20 protein-coding genes are annotated in these 19,528 nt (G+C 33.7%); 5 read left to right on the forward strand and 15 right to left on the reverse strand.

Annotated elements, in window-relative coordinates; all coding sequences use genetic code 11:
• Window positions 1-54: 54 nt before the first annotated feature.
• Both H7F21_RS11500 and H7F21_RS11505 read left to right on the forward strand, forming a co-directional pair.
• A complete protein-coding gene (locus H7F21_RS11500) occupies window positions 55-1,332 on the forward strand; it encodes a tetratricopeptide repeat protein (protein ID WP_185789436.1) in 1,278 nt (425 codons plus the stop codon).
• A complete protein-coding gene (locus tag H7F21_RS11505) occupies window positions 1,332-3,557 on the forward strand; it encodes a TonB-dependent receptor (protein ID WP_425509963.1) in 2,226 nt (741 codons plus the stop codon). The genes H7F21_RS11500 and H7F21_RS11505 overlap by 1 nt, the downstream gene beginning before the upstream one ends.
• A 312-nt stretch (window positions 3,558-3,869) precedes the next feature.
• Here the strand turns inward: H7F21_RS11505 and H7F21_RS11510 are convergent, their stop codons facing one another.
• From H7F21_RS11510 to H7F21_RS11550, 9 genes are all read right to left on the reverse strand, one after another.
• Complete coding sequence (locus tag H7F21_RS11510) at window positions 3,870-4,130, reverse strand: hypothetical protein (RefSeq protein ID WP_185789437.1); 261 nt, start codon at window positions 4,128-4,130, stop codon at window positions 3,870-3,872.
• 175 nt (window positions 4,131-4,305) lie between these two features.
• A complete protein-coding gene (locus H7F21_RS11515) occupies window positions 4,306-4,953 on the reverse strand; it encodes a CPBP family intramembrane glutamic endopeptidase (RefSeq protein ID WP_185789438.1) in 648 nt (215 codons plus the stop codon).
• Window positions 4,954-5,187: 234 nt separating this feature from the next.
• Complete coding sequence (locus tag H7F21_RS11520; protein ID WP_185789439.1) at window positions 5,188-6,168, reverse strand: hypothetical protein; 981 nt, start codon at window positions 6,166-6,168, stop codon at window positions 5,188-5,190.
• Window positions 6,169-6,198: 30 nt separating this feature from the next.
• Window positions 6,199-7,374: a serine hydrolase domain-containing protein gene (locus H7F21_RS11525; protein WP_185789440.1), complete on the reverse strand. Its 1,176-nt coding sequence runs from the start codon at window positions 7,372-7,374 to the stop codon at window positions 6,199-6,201.
• Window positions 7,375-7,454: 80 nt separating this feature from the next.
• On the reverse strand, window positions 7,455-8,597 hold the full coding sequence (locus tag H7F21_RS11530; RefSeq protein WP_185789441.1) for a helix-turn-helix domain-containing protein: 1,143 nt from the start codon (window positions 8,595-8,597) through the stop codon (window positions 7,455-7,457).
• 266 nt (window positions 8,598-8,863) lie between these two features.
• Window positions 8,864-9,658, reverse strand: coding sequence for an anti-sigma factor (locus H7F21_RS11535; protein ID WP_185789442.1), 795 nt, complete (start codon window positions 9,656-9,658; stop codon window positions 8,864-8,866).
• A 1-nt stretch (window position 9,659) separates the two neighbouring features.
• Entirely contained in the window at window positions 9,660-10,190 is a 531-nt protein-coding gene (locus H7F21_RS11540) for an RNA polymerase sigma factor (RefSeq protein ID WP_185789443.1), read from the reverse strand.
• Between the two features lie 148 nt (window positions 10,191-10,338).
• Window positions 10,339-11,253: a helix-turn-helix domain-containing protein gene (locus tag H7F21_RS11545; protein ID WP_185789444.1), complete on the reverse strand. Its 915-nt coding sequence runs from the start codon at window positions 11,251-11,253 to the stop codon at window positions 10,339-10,341.
• 54 nt (window positions 11,254-11,307) lie between these two features.
• On the reverse strand, window positions 11,308-12,063 hold the full coding sequence (locus tag H7F21_RS11550) for an SDR family NAD(P)-dependent oxidoreductase (RefSeq protein ID WP_185789445.1): 756 nt from the start codon (window positions 12,061-12,063) through the stop codon (window positions 11,308-11,310).
• A gap of 209 nt (window positions 12,064-12,272) precedes the next feature.
• Between H7F21_RS11550 and H7F21_RS11555 the strand changes: the two genes are divergently transcribed.
• On the forward strand, window positions 12,273-12,701 hold the full coding sequence (locus H7F21_RS11555) for a hypothetical protein (RefSeq protein WP_185789446.1): 429 nt from the start codon (window positions 12,273-12,275) through the stop codon (window positions 12,699-12,701).
• A 13-nt stretch (window positions 12,702-12,714) separates the two neighbouring features.
• Here H7F21_RS11555 and H7F21_RS11560 read toward each other — a convergent pair whose 3' ends face one another.
• The 6 genes from H7F21_RS11560 to recF all read right to left on the reverse strand — a co-directional run bounded on the left by H7F21_RS11560 (window position 12,715) and on the right by recF (window position 17,949).
• The gene (locus H7F21_RS11560; RefSeq protein ID WP_185789447.1) at window positions 12,715-13,068 is read right to left on the reverse strand and encodes a hypothetical protein; all 354 of its coding nucleotides are present in this window, start codon (window positions 13,066-13,068) and stop codon (window positions 12,715-12,717) included.
• Window positions 13,069-15,483, reverse strand: a complete 2,415-nt coding sequence (locus tag H7F21_RS11565; protein WP_185789448.1) for a penicillin acylase family protein — start codon at window positions 15,481-15,483, stop codon at window positions 13,069-13,071.
• A 37-nt stretch (window positions 15,484-15,520) separates the two neighbouring features.
• Window positions 15,521-16,003 (reverse strand): CIA30 family protein, encoded by a 483-nt coding sequence (locus H7F21_RS11570; RefSeq protein ID WP_185789449.1) that lies wholly within the window; start codon window positions 16,001-16,003, stop codon window positions 15,521-15,523.
• Between the two features lie 119 nt (window positions 16,004-16,122).
• Complete coding sequence (locus H7F21_RS11575; RefSeq protein ID WP_185789450.1) at window positions 16,123-16,419, reverse strand: DciA family protein; 297 nt, start codon at window positions 16,417-16,419, stop codon at window positions 16,123-16,125.
• 34 nt (window positions 16,420-16,453) lie between these two features.
• Window positions 16,454-16,873: a lipocalin family protein gene (locus H7F21_RS11580; RefSeq protein ID WP_185789451.1), complete on the reverse strand. Its 420-nt coding sequence runs from the start codon at window positions 16,871-16,873 to the stop codon at window positions 16,454-16,456.
• The gene (recF, locus tag H7F21_RS11585) at window positions 16,870-17,949 is read right to left on the reverse strand and encodes a DNA replication/repair protein RecF (RefSeq protein WP_185789452.1); all 1,080 of its coding nucleotides are present in this window, start codon (window positions 17,947-17,949) and stop codon (window positions 16,870-16,872) included. Before recF ends, H7F21_RS11580 begins: the two co-directional genes overlap by 4 nt.
• A 139-nt stretch (window positions 17,950-18,088) precedes the next feature.
• Here recF and H7F21_RS11590 point away from each other — a divergent pair, with 139 nt between their 5' ends.
• Window positions 18,089-18,853, forward strand: coding sequence for a tetratricopeptide repeat protein (locus H7F21_RS11590; protein ID WP_185789453.1), 765 nt, complete (start codon window positions 18,089-18,091; stop codon window positions 18,851-18,853).
• A 3-nt stretch (window positions 18,854-18,856) separates the two neighbouring features.
• Window positions 18,857-19,363: a 6,7-dimethyl-8-ribityllumazine synthase gene (gene ribH, locus H7F21_RS11595; RefSeq protein WP_185789454.1), complete on the forward strand. Its 507-nt coding sequence runs from the start codon at window positions 18,857-18,859 to the stop codon at window positions 19,361-19,363.
• Window positions 19,364-19,528 lie beyond the last annotated feature (165 nt).

Below are 19,528 nucleotides of genomic sequence, written 5' to 3' on the forward strand. Positions count from 1 at the left end.
GGTAATTACATCTTACTTCAGAATTATTTTAAAACTAAAAAAAACTCAAAAATCATGAAACTCAACCATAGCTTTCCTTTAATTTTAATTGTATTTATTTTCGGATGCAATACTAATAGAGTTACACAACTAAAAGATTATAATACTTATTTATCTACCGAATTTGATAAAACGGAATTATTATCTAGTGCGCAACTTTGGACCAATAAACTAGAAACCACACCAAATCAATTTCCATACTTAACCAAGCGTGCCAATTCGTACACGCAACTATTTAATGCTACAGGCGACATCGGTTATCTTAAAAAAGCCGAAGAGGATTTGGTTAAGGCTATCGAAATCACTAACGGTATTTATGCTTCACACTTAAAAAGTTTGGCTATAAATTATATCTCCCAACATCGTTTTAAGGAAGCTTTAGAATTATTGAAAAAAGCGGAAGCTAATGGCGAAAAGCTAAATGGTACAAAAAAAATGCTATTTGATGTACATCTAGAATTGGGCAATTACATAGCAGCAGAAGCGTATTTGAAACAAATAAAAAACACATCTGATTTTGATTATCTCATCCGCTCAGCAAAATGGGAAGATCACAATGGAAATTTAGACGAAGCTATTGTAACAATGGAAAAAGCAGCTTTGATTGCTGAAGCTTCAAAGCTCAAAGGCACAATGCAATGGTCTTATACAAACTTAGCAGATTTCTATGGTCATGCTGGTGAAATTGAAAAATCCTATAGATTTTATTTAAAAGCTTTGAAATTAGATCCTAATGATGCTTATGCTAAAAAAGGAATTGCATGGATTTTATTTTCTCATGAAAATAATTCAGAGGAAGCATTAAAAATACTAGATCATATTTCTACTTACTTCAATGCACCAGATTATGATTTACTTAAAGCAGAAATTGCAGGACATATCAATGACAAAAAATTAAAATCCACTGCCTTGGCCAGCTATCAAAAAGCTGTGGAAAACAAGCACTATGGTGATATGTATAATACCTATAATATCATGGTCTATACAGAAGATATGCTTCTATCAAAACAAGCTATAGAGATAGCGATGCAAGAGGTTGAAAACAGGCCTACGCCTCAATCATACGATTTATTGGCTTGGAGCTATTTTAAAAATGCAGACGTAGAAAAAGCCAACGCTATTATAGAGGACTATGTTGATGGCGCCACATCCGAGCCAGATGTGCTATATCATATTGCTGAAATCTATAAAGCCGTTGGAAAAATGGATAAAGTAAAAGCATTAAAAGGTGAGTTAGTGGCAAGTCTCTATGAACTTGGACCTACTATGGAACAAAAAATCAAACAGCTTTAATGATGGCAAAGCAAATCCTAGCACTAATCGTATTGGGTTGTTTTGCTATGATCGCAAGGGCCCAAAGTATTAAGGGTATTGTGGTTAATGAACGTAATCAACCGTTAGAAGCAGCATATGTTTATAACCTTAATTCCGAAACACATGCGCATTCCTCTGAGAATGGCGTCTTTGTGATTACGGAATCAAAACTAGGAGATTCACTGCGTGTTGGACTTTTGGGTTACAAAACACAAATGATTAAGGTGTTATTAAGAGATGATTTGCAAATCGTGCTTCAGGAAAAAGCCTTTCAACTAGATGAAATGGTTATTGAAGAAGAATTAAATACGGTTAGCACCATATCGCGATTGGACCTCAATATCACGCCTGTGAATTCTTCGCAAGAAGTATTGCGGAAAGTACCTGGTTTAATTATTGGTCAGCATGCTGGTGGCGGAAAAGCGGAGCAAATTTTTCTACGAGGCTTCGATGTAGATCATGGTACGGATGTCACTATTGGTGTCGATGGTATGCCAGTAAATATGGTGTCTCATGCCCATGGTCAAGGCTATAGTGATTTACACTTTGTGATTCCGGAAACCGTGAATAAAATCGATTTTGGTAAAGGCGCTTATTATGCTTCAGAAGGTGATTTCAATACTGCTGGTTACGTAAATTTTAAAACCAAAGATTATTTAAAAGAGAGTCAGATTTCTTTTTCTGCAGGTCAATTCAACACGTTGCGAACTGTAGGTTTATTTAATCTATTAGATAATATCAAAAACCAGAATGCATATGTTGCCATGGAATATATCGCAACAGATGGACCGTTTGATTCGCCTCAGAATTTTAACCGCTTGAATTTGTTTGGTAAGTATGTCGTTTACACACCAGAAAACGATAAGCTTACGTTGACTGCCTCACACTTTACAAGCCGTTGGGATGCGTCCGGACAAATACCACAACGAGAAGTGGATAATGGTAACATTGCACGTTTTGGTGCTATCGATGATACTGAAGGTGGTGAAACGGAACGTACTAATTTTAATGTCACTTATGATACGTACATTTCTGACGATACGAAGCTAAGCGCCAATGCCTTTTATTCGCATTACGATTTTGAGCTCTATTCTAACTTCACATTCTTTTTGGAAGATCCGGTGAATGGCGACCAGATTAAGCAGAAGGAAAATCGCCAAATTTTTGGTGCCAATACATTATTAAGTTACACCTCGATTTTAGGTGAGACCGAATTACGCTTAACAACAGGTTTAGGTCTAAGACACGATATGGTTGATGACGTTGAATTATCAAGAACATTGAATAGAACTGAAACGCTAGAAAATATTCAACTAGGCGATATCAATCAGACTAATATTGATGCCTTTGTGAATGCTGAATTTGAATTTGGTGATTTTAAAATTGCTCCTGCGTTGCGCTTAGATTATTTTAAGTTTATGTACAACGATCAGTTGCAGACCAATTACGAAACACAGTCAAAAACCAAGACGATTTTAAGCCCTAAGTTGAATGTCTTTTACAATGCCGCAGACAACTTACAGCTATATCTTAAGTCTGGCTTAGGATTTCATTCTAATGATGCTAGAGTAGTGGTAGCTAATGAAGGCGAAGCTATTTTACCGCGTTCTTATGGTGCCGATTTTGGAAGTGTTTGGAAACCATTTCCTAAGCTGGTAGTGAATTCTGCCTTATGGTATTTGTTCTTAGAACAAGAGTTTGTCTACGTCGGTGATGCTGGTATTGTAGAGCCAAGTGGTAAAACACGACGCTACGGCGTTGATTTAGGTTTGCGCTATCAGCTGAACGATTGGTTGTTTTTGGATACGGATGCAACCTATACAAATGCAAGAAGTATAGAAGATCCCGATGGCCAAAACTATATACCATTAGCTCCAGATTTTACATTGACAGGTGGCCTATCAATTAATGATTTCGATGGTTTTTCTGGAGGATTACGCTTTAGGTATTTAGATGACAGACCAGCCAATGCCGATAATAGCATTGTAGCTGAAGGCTATTTCGTTACCGATTTTAATATTAATTATAAACTGAAAAATATAACCTTGGGTTTAGCTGTAGAGAATCTGTTTGATGTGGACTGGAACGAAACCCAATTTGCTACAGAATCGCGCTTACAGAATGAAGCACAATCTGTAGAGGAAATTCATTTTACACCAGGAACACCATTTTTTATTAAAGGCAGTATAACCTATAATTTTTAAAAAGTTAGGGCGTCAGCTCTTAGTTTGAAGGGAAGCAAATTAAGTTTGGTTGATTGGTTGCTAGCAAGAAAGATTAACTGCTGATTACAGTTAATCGGTATCATGAGAATGCGTGATATTTTTTGAGTTTTTTTGTTAGTTGAAACGCCTGCATGAGAGTGTGGGCGTTTTTTAAGGGATTATGATTTATAGCTAAGATAATTATAGTCACTGTATTGTAGTACTATTTTTCGCAATAGGTATCCATATCTCTCTTTTGAGTTAAGCGCAAAAATATTATCTATTTTCTGTTGGTTCATTCCAATTTTAATTCTATGCTAAATGTCTTAGCTTTTCTTTAAAAACAATTCTGTCATCTGTACATTTTGCTCTTAACCAATTTAATGGCTTCTCAGAAATTTGAAAATCTGGCAAGTCCTTGATATAATCATAATTCAAGACTTTTAAGTCTTTTTTTCTAATTATAACTTCAATAAAATCATTTGGGTCAAGAAAAAAATCTGTGTTCAAATTATACTTTACAGAAGACTCATCTTCGGTCAGTTTAAAAGCCTTATAATGAAAAGCAGTCATTTTCTTAATGTTTTACAACGTGTTTGTGAATGATTTCGTTGTGTGTTTCAGGAACTAAATTAGCAAATACAAACCGAATAGGAAATCCGCGAGACACGAGCATAGCGAACTGGCGAAGCAATTCTGATTAGGAATTCAGTCGCAATGAACTATGGACATTGTTGGCCTGTCGTTTTTAAGTAATATAACTTGTTAAGTTCCAAAAAACATGGAAAATTATTGGTGGAATAATAGATTTCGATTTATAAAATAAAATTCCAGCTATTAGCCCACCAAACAAAGCGATAAATGCATGATGGAAACTGAAATCCATGAACTCAAAAAATAATGAAACGAATGGAATATGAATAAAAGCAAATAACAAAGATGATATAAATATAGCTTTTATGGGCTTGTACTTTTCCAATAATCTACGAAGCAAATAATTCCGAAAGAATAACTCTTCAGTGAGAGGTACGAAGATAATCGAAGCTATTATACTCAAGGAAGTTAAACGCTCTAAGGTAAAATTATAATTAAATAATAATTCTTGGTAATATATTATATTCAGAATGGATTGAAAGAAAACAAATCCAATTCCAGATACTAGAGCAATAAAATAATATTTGGGTTCTGGTTTATTGTATTTTAATAAATCTGATTGCTTAAGCGATATAAATATCAATACTAAAAAAAATAAAGTAATAATCGAGTTAATAAAATGGGAAGCTTTTATCAAACTAGCACTTTCCATTTCATCAGGAATTAACAGAATCCAAATTCCGATTAACTCTAAAAAAAGAATAAATAAAAAGGTATGGAAAATTGCTTTTTGTAGCTTCATTTTCAAATGTTCGCCGCAGGCGTATTCGACATCATCGGTTTTGTGTATGAAACGTAGCGTGTAAAAAGACGCTATTCTTTCGGATTAACACAGAGCCGAATTTTTAAATTTTGTTAATTATCTTTTCTCCTTTTAAATATACCAAATTTAAAAGTTTGGCTACTTGGCAAATACACACAGACCATCCGATTAAGTACTTTTTGCCCTATTTTTTTTATACGTTGTTGTGCGTAGTTATTTTTCTGTTTGCTTATTTATCCAATCCATTAATTCATCTTTATTTATTTCATTCCAAGTTGTCTGTGTATTCCGATTTTCGGATGGATTATATTCTGGTTGTAAAACAATTAATTCTGTATTTTCATTTCCAGCAAGTTCTAATTCAGCTAAAAACCCAACTATGTCAGTCGTATTGTTTTCATATAATGTTCTGTAGTACTTTTTTAGTCTGTATTTTATTTTAGGCTCTACATAAGCTCTAACAGCATAATTTTTGTAAAACTTAACATTTTCATTATTTCCATCAGAGTAGCTATAAGTAGAGAAATTGTGGTAATTATCTTGAGCAGTTTTGGGCGTACCTTTTAAATAAGTTTCCAACATAAAATTCATAAATATTGGCTCCCAAAGATCAAATCGATTGATTTTTATATCTCGTTTGTGTTGATGCCATTTTCTTGCCCAATCTAATGTGAAATCACATATAACAACTCCTTTTATGTTAATCTGAAAATCATAATCTCTTTTTTTGATAAATTCAATATATTTCATCGCTCTGTGTCCTACTAAACTTGTTCCTAAAAAAAAAATATTTTCATTAGGTAAATTATGTTTATTAAATACCTCTTGAATTAAATTATGAGTATAATTCACAGATGATTTAGAAAAGTAAAAGTCTAAAGGGATTTCAGTTGAAATTGACAATACCGCGAAGTCATTTTCAGATGCTTGATTATACATCTGCTTTGAGCTCTTATTCTTTTTATCATACTTTGAATCTTCGAGAAAAACAAGCACACCTTTTATGTTCTTATTTTCAGGAAGCATTAAGGTATATCCTTTTTGAATAAACGGCAAAAAGTCATTTTCTCCTGTTCCAATTCTTAAACTGTCATTTTTTAAAGGCTTGTAATGTTCAACTATCTTTTGTGAAAGGGACTTGTTACTAAATATAATCAGGAAGAGTAAAAAGAATAACTTATGAGGTGTTTTCATTATCACTTGTTTTAATTCAGATAAAAATAATTATTTAAGTTCGTTATAAATATTATGCATCAAATCATTTAGTTTTTGATTTATACGAATTGAAGATTCATTGGTTATAATTGATATTCCTATTTTCTTTTCAGGAAAAATAGCTAAAACATTTTTTGCTCTTGAGATTCCGCCATCGTGTCTAAAATGCAAATCGTAATTTTGGTCTTCTATACTCCACCAAAAATAACATATCCAATAATCAGGACCAGCTTCGAATATTTTTTTATGAGATTCCTTAACAATAGCATTGTTTTTAAACTGATAACTAATATACTTTAGTATATCTGATGTTGTCGACTTTAAAGCTCCTTCTGCTCCCCAAAGTGTATTGGCTAATTTAGTTTTAGGCATTGGTTTTCCTAATAAATAACCATTTGCCAGTCTAGGTTGTTTGTTTTTAGGAACATTGAAATAAGTATCTTCCATTTGTGCCTCTGAAACTATTTCATTCATTATTAATTTTTGAAAGGGTTTTTTATAGACTTTTTCTAAAATATATCCCATTAAATTTGTTCCTGCATTTGAATAGTTAAATATAGTTCCAGGTTTTTCTGTTAAATTAATTTTGGAAAGGCTTTCAAAAAATACTGCTTTTGTTTTTTTGTTTTCGTGAGCAACAACTATTTTATTAAATCCTATTTCATCTGAATTTTGATTTATTTCAGTGCCCAGAGTTATTACATCTCCTGGTAATCCACTAGTATGAGTTAATAAATGTTTAATTTTAATAGGTTCTCCTTTATATTCTAAATTACGATACGGTTTTGATAAATAGTTTCTTATATCATCTTCTAAAGTCAGTTTTCCTTCTAAAACAGCTTTTGCTGCTAATGTACCAGTAAACGTTTTCGTAACTGAAGCAATTTCATATATGGTTTTATTTGTAGGAATATCTCCTTTTCCTTTTGTTAATTCTCCATAATTGAATGCAAAAGAAACATTGTTTATGTAAAGACCAATTGATAAAGAATTTATTAAAGAATCTTTTAAAATTTCTTTAGCATTTTTATCTATGATTTGCTTTATTTCTTTACCGATTGCATCATTGTAGATTTCAACAGATGTATTACTGTGTACTATTACCTTATTTGATTTTCTATTTTGAGATTTACAACTTGAGTAGATAAGAAATAGCACTAACGCTTTTGTAAAAATATTTTTCATTCTATTAAATAATTTTGAATTTTTACAAATGAAGACAACTTATGATCAAATATAGTTCGATTACATAAAGTCGAACCCTTTTATGTTAAGCTATTATGTGTTTTTCTATATTCTGATGGTGTTACACCTGTTTGTTTTTTAAACGCTGTATAAAAGGAAGATTTAGAATTAAATCCTACTTCATACATAATTTGTTGTATAGTTAACTGATTGTTTTTTGGGTTTAAAAGAATGTTTTGTGCTTTTTGTATTCTAAATTGATTTATAAAATCGAAAAAATGTTGATTCAAATTATGATTAATCATAATTGATACATCACGATTTGGCAATTCTATTTTATCCGCAAGTTTTTGTAGTGTTAAAGTAGCATCAAGGTAGGGCTCTTCGGTTTCCATAAATTCTAACAATCTACTAATATCTTCTCTGCTATCTTTTTCTGACTTATTAGTTATACTGTCTTCTATTAATATTTTTTTTGCTAATGTATGTTCTGAATTAATATTTCTAAAAAGGTCTGGATAATACATGCTTTTTAAAACTATCCAAGTTAAAAAAACTAGTAATGTCAATGTGAGAATTACTCTTAAAATATTTAAAATTTCAACATTCGTTCCGAAAAATTTATAGGTTTGTTTAAAAAATGAAAAGCAAAAAATAATGCTTAATAAAATAAGTAATTGATAAAGCCATTTGTAGTTAAAAGCAGACTTATTTGAATAATTCTCTAACAATAATTGTTTGTATTTTCTTAATTCTAAAAACATCGCAGTTAAATAAAAAAAAGCGATAAACAACCCGAAAATTATGGATAACTTTCCTTCTATGGTGTTGTTCAAATTTTCAAGTAAAAAGTTTCTTGTGTTTATATTTGCAAAATAGAATCTTGGTGAAAAGATTAGTATTTGAACTATAAATGGGAGTAAATGCAATAGATGATTAGGCTTTAACTTGAAATCTGAATATATAGAAGATATTATGTATAAAAATAACAAAGGGCTTGTGAAAAAAGCAATATGGTCGCGAAGCATTTCTAAAATAGATGGTAAAGTAATATATTTAGAATAAAAGAAAACACTAATATGAATTGCAAAAATTAAAAAATAAACACCTAAAAATCTATTCGCTTTTTTGCTATTTGTTTTAACTGTTAAAACAAATAATGCTAACAAAAGAGAAATGAATAATATAAATATTGTTGTTATTCCTAAAACTGAAAAATCCATTTAAATGTATATGCGTAAATATAATTTAATAATATAGAACAGTAAGTTTTTCAGTTTGAAAGGAAGAGCAAGTTTTATTCATAATATTGAATGAAGTCAGATGTTCGTTTAAATTACGCACAACTTGTTATATCAAAACAGATAGCGTCGTTTAAAGGACGATACGTCGGGATAACAACTCGTTTTAGTTGCATTTTTCAATTACCAAAAATATGTAAAAGCGCCTGGCGATACTATACGTAACATTACGTATTTTTTGTGGAATTTTAAGGTGCAGAAGCCACAACACCAAGCGTATACAATTGTTCCATAGTTGGGCTTTCACTACCACCTTCAGGTTCTAGAGTAATACCAAATGCTTGGCTCTCATTGGCGTTCGCAATGGCAAAGATTTTATTATCGTCGGTATTAAAGTCGTCTATAGTGCCTAAACTGGTTGGTGTTAATGGATTTAGGGTCAACGACCAGACTTGCCATACTTTACCTTCTGGTGCGTTTGGTAAACCTTCACCATCTAAGTAAATGGTATTGTCGGCTTTGTTCCAGTAGACTTTAGCATATGAAGCTGCATAATCGCCTTGGCCGCCTAATGGCACCGCAATAATATTCTTATCGCGTATGGCATCGAGCAAATTTTTAGTAGCCGCTAAATTATCTCTGGCGTCTTCGATTTGTATTTCGAGATATTGCTTCTCTATAGAGACAGATTGCAACTCTTCCTCAACTTGGGATTTATTATTTAAGGTCCATAGTAAGCCAACAGCAAGTAGGATAGAAGCGGCCCAACCTGTATAAGCTATCCAGCCACGTTTCTTAGGTTTTAAATCCACCACTTTAGCGTCGCTATCTCCCAATTGGTCTTTAATGATGTTAAAGCCGACCGTTTTTGGTGAAGCTGCAGCCGTCAATTTTATCACAGCGGCTTCAATCTCTAACACTTCTTGCTTTATTTCAGGATGTTGTTGCATCAACTCATAAACCTCCTGATTCTCTTTTTCAGACAATTGGCCAGCCACGTACAGCTCTAAAATACCAGATGCTATGTATGCTTTTATATCCATATTACAATACCATATCCCTTAATTGTTGAATACAGTTTCTATTTCTTGTTTTTATAGTGCCAATAGGCATGTTTAGCTCTTCCGAAGCTTCCTTTTGGGTAAACCCTTTAAAATACAAGAGTTCAATCACATCTTTACATTTTTGGCCGAGGTTAGTGACAAACTTTTTAATTCCGATAGCATCTGTACTGCTATCTAAATTATCATGACTTGATATAATATCTACGAAATTATCAGCATCGAGGTTTTGTCTAGATTGCCTGTAAGCCTTTGATCTTGTTTTATCTATAGCAGCGTTTCTTGCGATATTAATCAACCAAGTAAAAAAACGTCCTTTTTGAGGCGAATAGGATTCCGCCTTTTGCCAAGCTTTAATAAATACATCTTGCATTAACTCTTGAGAAATGTCTGGATCTTTAACAATATTGTAAATAACACCATGCATACTAGCGCTGTACATTTGATACAAGGTCTCAAATGCCACTTGGTCTTTATTTTGAAATCGTTTTACAAGTGAATCTATATCTGCCATAAAGGCCTAAAACTTTAGATGTTTAAAAATACAAAAGGAAGTATAATATCTTGTGGATTTAATCTAAAATTTTATTTGCAACTTTCAAAGCGTGTTGTCCTAAGCATGTAAGATTTTAATTGATACATTTAGGATTTTCAGTTTCTCTTCAATTGAAAGTTTTTCTGAATTCCAAAGGCGACATTTCGGTTTTCTTTTTAAATAATTTATTAAAGGAGGCAGGCCTTTCAAATCCTAAATTATAGGCTATTTCACTTACAGATAGTAAAGTTGAAGATAGTTGTTCTTTGGCTTTATTTATAACTGTTTGGTGAATGTGTTGTTGGGTGCTCATCCCAGTCAAAGATTTTAACATGCTGCTCAGGTAATTTGGAGAAAGACTCAACTGATCTGCAATCCATTGCACACTGGGTAATCCCCTTTCTGTTAAACGATCTTCCTTAAAATAATTGTTCAATAGGGCTTCTAATTCATCAAGTGTTCTGTGATTTAGAATTTTCCTAGTAATGAATTGGCGTTCATAAAAACGTTCAGCATAGTTGAGCAATAATTCTAACTGTGAAATAATTATTTTTTGACTGAATTTGTCAAGATTAGATTGATACTCACGCTTAATATTGTTAAGTAAATCTGTTATCATATGTTCTTCTTTTTCAGATAAGAACAGTGCTTCATTTATGGTGTATCCAAAGAATTCATATTGCTTGATCTGTTTTGTCAAACCTGTATTCCATAAAAAGTCTGGATGAACCAATAATAACCAGCCAGAGGGTTTGTGTCCTATATTGGGATTGCTTTCAAGGCTCATGACTTGATCAGGGGCGACAAACGTCATCAAGCCTTCATCAAAATCATATTCTTGCTGGCCATAGAAAAATTTATAAGCTATATTTCGTTTTAAACCAATTGTATAATAATCTTGAGTCCATTTTAATTCACTAATATCTTCTGGATACTGAACTTGTGAATAATCAATAAGACTGATTAAAGGGTGTTCAGGTGCCGGAAGATTAGCAATTTTATGATAATCACTAATTCTTTTAAATCTTTTAATAGCTTTCATAGTCTTAAATTTAGTGAAAAGAATTGGACTAGATTTAGCCCAATTCTTTTGGGATTAAACGAGCATACCTCCAGAGACCTCTATACGCTGACCATTTACCCAACTTGCTTTATCAGAGCATAAAAATGCAATAACACCACCTATATCTTCGGCTTCTCCTACGCGTCCTAATGCTGTAATGCTAGCGATAAGTTTTGCTTTTTCTTCATTTTTATTACTGCCGCCGGCAAAATCCGTTGCAATAGCACCTGGTGCCACCGTATTTGCTGTAATTTTTCTGCTACCAAGTTCTTTAGCTAGATACCGTGTAAACACCTCGACTCCACCTTTCATTATAGCATAAGAAGACATGCCTGGAAGACTGAATCTAGCGAGTCCACTAGATATATTTATAATACGTCCGCCATCATTGATGTATGGCAGTGCCCTTTGTGTTAAAAAATAGACACTTTTAAGATGCACGTTCATCATTTCGTTGAACTGCGCTTCTTTGGTATCTGCAATAAAATTAAAAGTACCTGTACCTGCGTTGTTGATTAAAAAGTCAAAATTAGAATTGCCATGCTTTTCTTTTAGATATGCCGTAGCATTTTCAATAAATATCTGACCACTCTTAAAATCGTTAGCATCAAATTGAAAAGCTTTGGCATCTTGTCCAGTAATTTTAATCTCATCAATAAGCTCGTTTGCCTTGGTAATATTGCTGTGGTAAGAAAAGATGATGTCAATACCATGTTGTGCAAGATTTAGTGCCATATCTCTGCCTAAACCTCTACTGCCTCCTGTAATAATTGCTGTTTTTGTGCTCATAATAGTGTTGTTTTTTTATTATGATACAAAGTTGAAATAAAACAAAACATCCTACTTTTCCATATCTATGAATCTCTTGTCATTATCTCCGTTTTTTAAGTAAACTATATTATTTCCTCTGTAAAAAAGGACATTACATCGTAATTTTCTTACAGTTTTAGTATTTATTTATACATTCGAATGCCCTCACTGATATAAACTTAATTAAAATGCTAAGTCTTAAGAATACTCGGTTTTATTCTGATGTCATAAAAGAACTAAATTACCCGTTTGCTGATGTCTATATTTTTGAAGGCTATGTGCTTTCAGAAATAAAGGAAGGAGTGGTTTTTTCGTGGGAAGATCACGCTAAGAAAATGGCAGAAGACGTTGCTGAATTTGCGCAAACAGACGGTAGTGAACTTGTGTATTTATCACATCGTATACATTCGTATTCACTTAAACCAATGGACTGGCTATACTTTTATAAGAATAGTTTCAGCCTTAGAGGTTATGGCGTTATAGGTTACAACAGTTTTAGCTTTCTTAATACGGTTATAGAAAATTTATTTTTTAATAAAAAAATACGACGGTTTAACGATTTGGAAACTGCTATTCAATGGGCAGAAAGCAAGGTTTTGGTCAATATAAATGAGTAGTTGGGTCGTTTGATTAATTCTTAAACGCTAAGCTCAATTGTTTTCCAAACGTAGCAGCAATGCCTGCAGCTAGACCACCAACAACACCAGTCACTAATATTAAGACATAAGGATTTCCTCCTAATGGTAATAGTTGCGCAATACGTTTTGCTAAAGTGAAATCATTTCCATTACTTAAAATAAAGCTGTAAATAGCCCAAAATAAAAGGATAGCCAGGAATGGCACCAAAAAGACGGCTGCTTTTTTTAGAGGAATAAATAAAGCAGTTGTTAGCGCTGCTGTCATTACCGACCACCAAGGCAAGAAAAAGGATAAAACAATAGCCAAAACTAGGGTAGCGATGAAGTTGAGTATTTTATTGTTCATTTATTTAGCTGGTATTAGGGTTTGAGTTCCGATAATGACGTCTGTAGCTTCATCGGATTGCAAAAAGTTGAGACTGTGGTATTTTCCTGCGGCCCAATCATCAATAAAATTATCGTAATATTTACTACCTGGATTGCCAGACTGTCCTCCAGGATAAATACCTAGCGCAGTAGGAGGAGAGGTCATTTCTACAATCATCCGCCAAGATGGACCATGATTTTCTGATGTAGCATTCACAATATTTCGATCGCCACCAATTGGAATATCAAAACGAGAAAATGCAGGAAGTGCTTGCAATAAATGCCCTGCATAAGTGCCTTTATAATTTGCCCATTTGTAATCGCCTTGCTCTTCTTTTATTTCTAAAAGACGTTCAGCAGCTTTTTTAAAGGCTAGAAGAAACAAATCTGAAGCAGTTTCAACTTTATCAGTTTCAACAATATCCATTAACTCATGGTTACCATTATTCTTTAAAAGATAGATGGTCTGGTAGGTATATGGAGGAGTCAAAGCGGTATCTTCTAAATCAAATTCATCCCAAACCATATTGTATAGTTTGCCATACCATTGTCTCCAAATACTTGGTCCAACTTCATCTATATCATTGTTAAATTGCCATGACTTTATTTCTGATAAAATATCAAGTTCTTTATTGTTTAAGCCCGTTGTACTCATATGCTCTAGCATGTAGGGCACTAATTCTGCCGCTTTAAGATTGTAATTATTGTTGTGTAAATTTTTAAAATCCTCTACATTAAATTTTTCCTTAGATGTAAAGAAGTCATTAATCACGCGATTTCTATAGGTTTCATAGCCATCATTAAAAACATAAAACGGATAATTTTCATCAACTGGATGCTGATTCGCGGAGCTTACAAAACCACGTTTTGGATTTTTGACTTTAGCATTAAATTCTTGAGGAATATAACTTTGCCAATCATTTTCTGGATTGCTACCATCCATTAAAAACTTGCCTTGTCCTTCCCATTTATTTGGAAATTTACCTTGGATCCATAAAGCAATATCACCATCGGTTGAAGCAAATACAAAATTTTGAGCAGGCGCATTCCAATAGGCTAAGGCATTGACATAGTCGTCATAGTTTTTAGCCTTATTGAGCTCTAAAAAGGTTTTTTGATTGTTACCACCTTCATGGCCTACCCATTTCATAGCGTAACCAGCCAATTCTAAATCGGATTTAAAATTTTTATCATACACTACGGGACCATGGTGCGTATAAAGTACGGTATCCTTATAATTCTCTTTACCTTTAATTTTTATATCTTCAATTCTGATGGTTAGGTCTTTCCATTTGCCGTCATATTTATATTTGGTGCGGTTGTCGTTAAATTCGACCTTGTACCAATCAATAACATCTCTCGTGGCGTTGGTTTCTCCCCAAGCGATATGCTGGTTAAATCCTGAAATCACGCTCAAAGCTCCAGGAATAGTGGCGCCAAACGCATTATGATTTGGAGTACTCAACTGCATCACAAACCAAATGGCTGGTAAATTCAATCCTAAATGTGGATCATTCGCTAAGATTGGATGTCCTGTAGCTGACTTGTCACCAGAAATGGCCCAATTATTACTACCGTTATCTGGATTAGGCTTTACAATGGTTTCTCTTATGGTATCTAAAAGGGCTAGACTTTCGGGTAATTCAGTTTGTGGTACATCAATAAAACTCCAATCCGTTTCGTTAGGAATAACTGGATCGTTTATATCGAAGAAATCTGGGAATAAGAGATCAAAATTAGCTTTCCCGAAAAGTCTTAAAACATTAGTGTATTCTAAATCGTCATCACCTCCTGCCAGCATTTTAGTCATATACATTAATAGAAGTGCCGTCTTCTTTGGTGTCCATTTCTCAGGTTGATAGTCCAATAATTTGTACTCAACAGGATAATCTTTTGGGTCGAGTTGATCGATATAGGCATTGACACCATCAGCATAATCTTGAACAAAAGCCAAAGTTTCAGGATCATGTTTTTCCATATAGGAGATAGCTTGATCTGCGCCATAACCCATACCTCGACGTCGCTCAGTTCTATCATAGTTTAAAGCGCCCTCTCCAATAATTTCGGACAAACGCCCAGCAGAGGCATAGGTTTGAAACTCCAACTGCCACAAGCGATGTTTTGCGGTTAAGTAACCTTGTGCTTTATATAGGTCGTGATTATTTTGAGCGAATACATGCGGAATTAATTGCGCATCATAATGCACGCTTACCTTATCTTTTAATCCTGGAATTGAGACTTCTCCAGTAATGGATTCATCAATTTCGTTCTGCCAAATACCTGCATATGGATTTAAAAATTTTCCAATAGGTGGAACGGCACCCAGCTTGGTATTTAAAACGTAAAATATTCCTATGGTCAGTAGAAAGGAAAGAACCAGTTTTGCGTATTTCATTTAAGCCAAAAAAATTAGAACTTAAAAATACCAAATATTATTCTAAAATGATGGTGTCGATAAGTAGTTTGAAGCTTTCCTCTTTTTTATTGCCGATTAAGAATGCAATCTCTTCCATTTGTTGCCCTTTAAAGTTGGGAATATCCAAGCGATAGCCTCTAAAGGAAGCATACATCTTATCAAACGGAATTTCTATAGTTTGCCAGTCGGCAGTCGTGTCAAACTCATAAATATATGAGTGTCTATCAGAATCATTGTCTTTTACTCTAAACTGATAGGTCTTTCCATCGCCTTTTATTCTGATATTGAATTTTGAATATTCCGTGGCATCAACAGTTTCAAAATAATAGCGCAATGAAGAGAATCCGCCATTATTTTCTAGAGATACGTCGCCAGTGTATTCGCCATGACCATCAGAATTGATTTTAAAATGTCCATCAGATCGTCCGCCCATAACAACGTCATCGAGAATGCGCCAGCTACTAATATCACTATCTGAATTAAAATTAAATAAGGTCATCGTTTGAAAGTATATGGATATACATATGAAAATAAAGAGCCTCATGTGATACTTTTTGTAAAGATACGAAGCATCAATCCTGGCACTTTTAGGTTTTTGAAAACTTTAGCATTTTTAGACTAACGCAGCACTAATTTTTTTACAACGTCTTTGCCAATAGATTCGTTAAGCATTTTTACAATCTTTTCATTACCATAACTCAATTCTTCACGCAGTACGCTAGAACTCAACTGCACATACAAAGTTTCGTGCTTTAACTCGATTGCTGTGGTGTAGTTGTTTACACCATTACCCATTAGATTTGCCCATGCTTCTCGAACATTGACTTTGTCCAATCCTGATTCTAAATTGTTGGTTTTTACAAACTCCTTTAGGATCTCTTCAATAGGTCGGTTATCGTTATTGCGTTTTGCCATAATTACTTCCTGTGAACACAGGAATCTTTATTAATTACTCAATATCCAAATTTATTGGCGTATAACGTTTATATAAATATACGTTGTTATTTTCATTCTTAATCTTAAGATGCTCTTTTGAGGCTTCTAATACGGTTTCTACCCAATTTGAATATGGTGTACTATAATGAATATTTAATTGGTTGTCCTCAATTTTTAACGCTAGTGCTTCAGAGTCATCCGAAGTGAAATAGGTATCATTGATTCCGGGCTTCACCTTTTTTCTAAAACCTTTTGAACTATCATTGATTTTTATATAGTCAATGGTTTCGTTAAATCGATATTGTTTCACAGTACCATCAGCAAGAGTGACTTTTTCAATTTCCCAGTAACCATCGAGGTGTTCTATATACGTTTCTGGATTTCCAGAGCAGCCCAACACGACAATACAGACTAGCCATAATAATTTTCTCATAGCTTAAACAATTTATAGGATTGATGAATCTGCTTTACAACGTTCTCTGTTCGATCGGCATGTGTATCGCTTATAAAAATCTGACCAAAATGTTCATCGTCCACTAAGCTTATAATTTGTGCCACACGATTTTCATCCAGTTTATCAAAAATATCGTCCAGCAATAAAATAGGCGCCACACCGCTTTGTTGCTTTATAAAATCGAACTGGGCTAATTTTAGTGCAATCAAAAAGGATTTTTGTTGACCTTGACTTCCAAATTTTTTAATTGGGAAATCATCAATTAAAAACACCAAATCATCTTTGTGCGTGCCAACACTTGTGTATTGTAAAGCTTTGTCTTTGTTGAGGTTGGATTGTAATAGGTCTATGAGTTCTCTTTCGAATAAATCACTTTTATATTTTAAATCTATGACTTCTTTACTTTGGCTAATAGCTTCATAACGTTCCTTGAAAATTGGTATAAAAATCTTTAGGAATTCTTCTCTTTTTTTGAATATTTCTGACGCATATGCATTAAGTTGCTCGTTGTAAATGGCAAGCGTATCGCCATTGAATGTGTTGTTTAGCGCAAAATATTTCAGAAGCGCGTTGCGCTGCGATAATACTTTGTTGTAGCTGATTAAAGCAGATAAATAGGTTTTATCACTTTGTGAAATGACACTGTCAATGAATTTTCTTCGTGTATCACTACCTTCAATAATTAAATCGCGATCTGCAGGTGAAATAATAACTAATGGAATAAAGCCAATGTGATCGCTAAATTTCTCGTAGGCTTTTCCGTTTCGTTTAATAATTTTTTTCTGTCCACGCTTTAACGACACCACAATTCTTTCAGTTCTTTCGAGCTTTGTGAAATTGCCATCAACAACAAAAAATTCTGTATCATGTTTTATATTTTGAAGTGCTATTGGGTTAAAATAACTCTTGCCAAATGCCAAATGGTAAATAGCGTCCAGAGCATTGGTTTTTCCAACACCATTCGCACCAACAAAGCAATTGATTTTAGCGTCGAAATCGAAAACCTGACTTTCAAAATTTTTGTAATTAACTAAAGATAGCGTGTTTAGAATCATAAAAATTACACTGTTTCCTTGTATTTATTGCTGTTGAGAGGTGTAAATTCGTCTTGCAAATTATTGAAAAATAACAAATAAATAGGCTTTTAAATCCCAATAAAAATTTTATTTTTGCGCACGCATTAATAGACAAGATATGGCAACGTATAAGAAAAGAGGCTACAAACCAAAAACCAAAAAGGAAAAGGAAGAAATTGTTGAGGAAAACTCAGCAACAGCAGAGGTATTTAATACTTTGGATGAGGGCGCTTCTAAAACGGAAGAATGGTTTGTTAAAAATCAAAATTATATTATTGGTGCTATTGCAGCTATCGCGTTAGTTGTTTTGGGTTACTTGGGTTATAGTAAATTTATTGCTGAGCCACAAGGTAAGGAAGCCATGAACGAAATGTACCAGGCTAAGAAGTATTTTGAGGATGCTGCCAATGGAATTTCCTCAGATTCATTGTATACGATGTCTTTAAATGGTGGAGAAGGAAAATATGGTATGTTAGATATTATAGATCAATATGGCGGAACACCTGCTGCTAATCTAGCGAACTATTATGCAGGTATGGCGTATTTGAATCTTAAGGATTATCAAAATGCAGTAACTTATTTAAGTGATTTTTCTAGTGATGATAAAATGCTGGGACCAATTGCTAAAGGTGGTATTGGTGATGCTTTTGTACAATTAGAACAATTACCAGAAGCATTGGAGTATTACGAAAAAGCATTCAAGGCAAACGTCAATGAGTTTACTACACCAATGTATCTACTGAAAGCTGCACGTGTCGCTATAGATTTAGATGAAAACTCTAAAGCTTTAGATTATTTGAAGCGCATAAAATCGGACTTTCCTGATGCTACGGAAGCTGGACAAGTCGATATTTTAATTGGAAAAGTAGAAGCAAGCTTATAAAACATGGCTACTGCAAATCATAATTTATCGAACTACGATAAAGCCACAATCCCAAACGCGAAAGACTTTCGGTTTGGGATTGTTGTTTCAGAATGGAATGATACCATTACTGAAGGACTTTGGCAAGGTGCGTTTGATGCACTAATAGATTGTGGTGCTTTAAAGGAAAATATCGTTCGCTGGAACGTTCCTGGAACTTTTGAACTCACTTACGGAGCTGCACGACTTTCTAAAAGTGTTTATGCCGATTCTGGTATGCTTGATGCTATCATTGTTATTGGCTGTGTGATTCAAGGCGAGACTAAGCATTTCGATTTTGTTTGCGAGGGTGTTACCCAAGGTATTAAGGATTTGAATCTTCAAGGTGATATACCTGTTATCTTTTGTGTGCTTACAGATAATAATAGGCAACAATCTATTGACCGTTCTGGTGGAAAGCATGGCAATAAAGGTACTGAGGCCGCTATCACTGCTATAAAAATGGCAGCATTGCGAAGAGATACCAAGTAGTTTTTAGTCTGAGTATTCACTAGAACGTAAAATTGCTTACGATTTACTTCATGCTTCCAACCTCAAGCTTCTAACTTATTATGGCATCCTTTTTGTTGATAATTTTAAGGAATCCTTAGACTATTTTTCTTAGTATTTTAAGTACTTTTGAAGTGAATCAAGGTT

The organism is Winogradskyella flava, assembly GCF_014243395.1.
Taxonomy (GTDB): domain Bacteria; phylum Bacteroidota; class Bacteroidia; order Flavobacteriales; family Flavobacteriaceae; genus Winogradskyella; species Winogradskyella flava.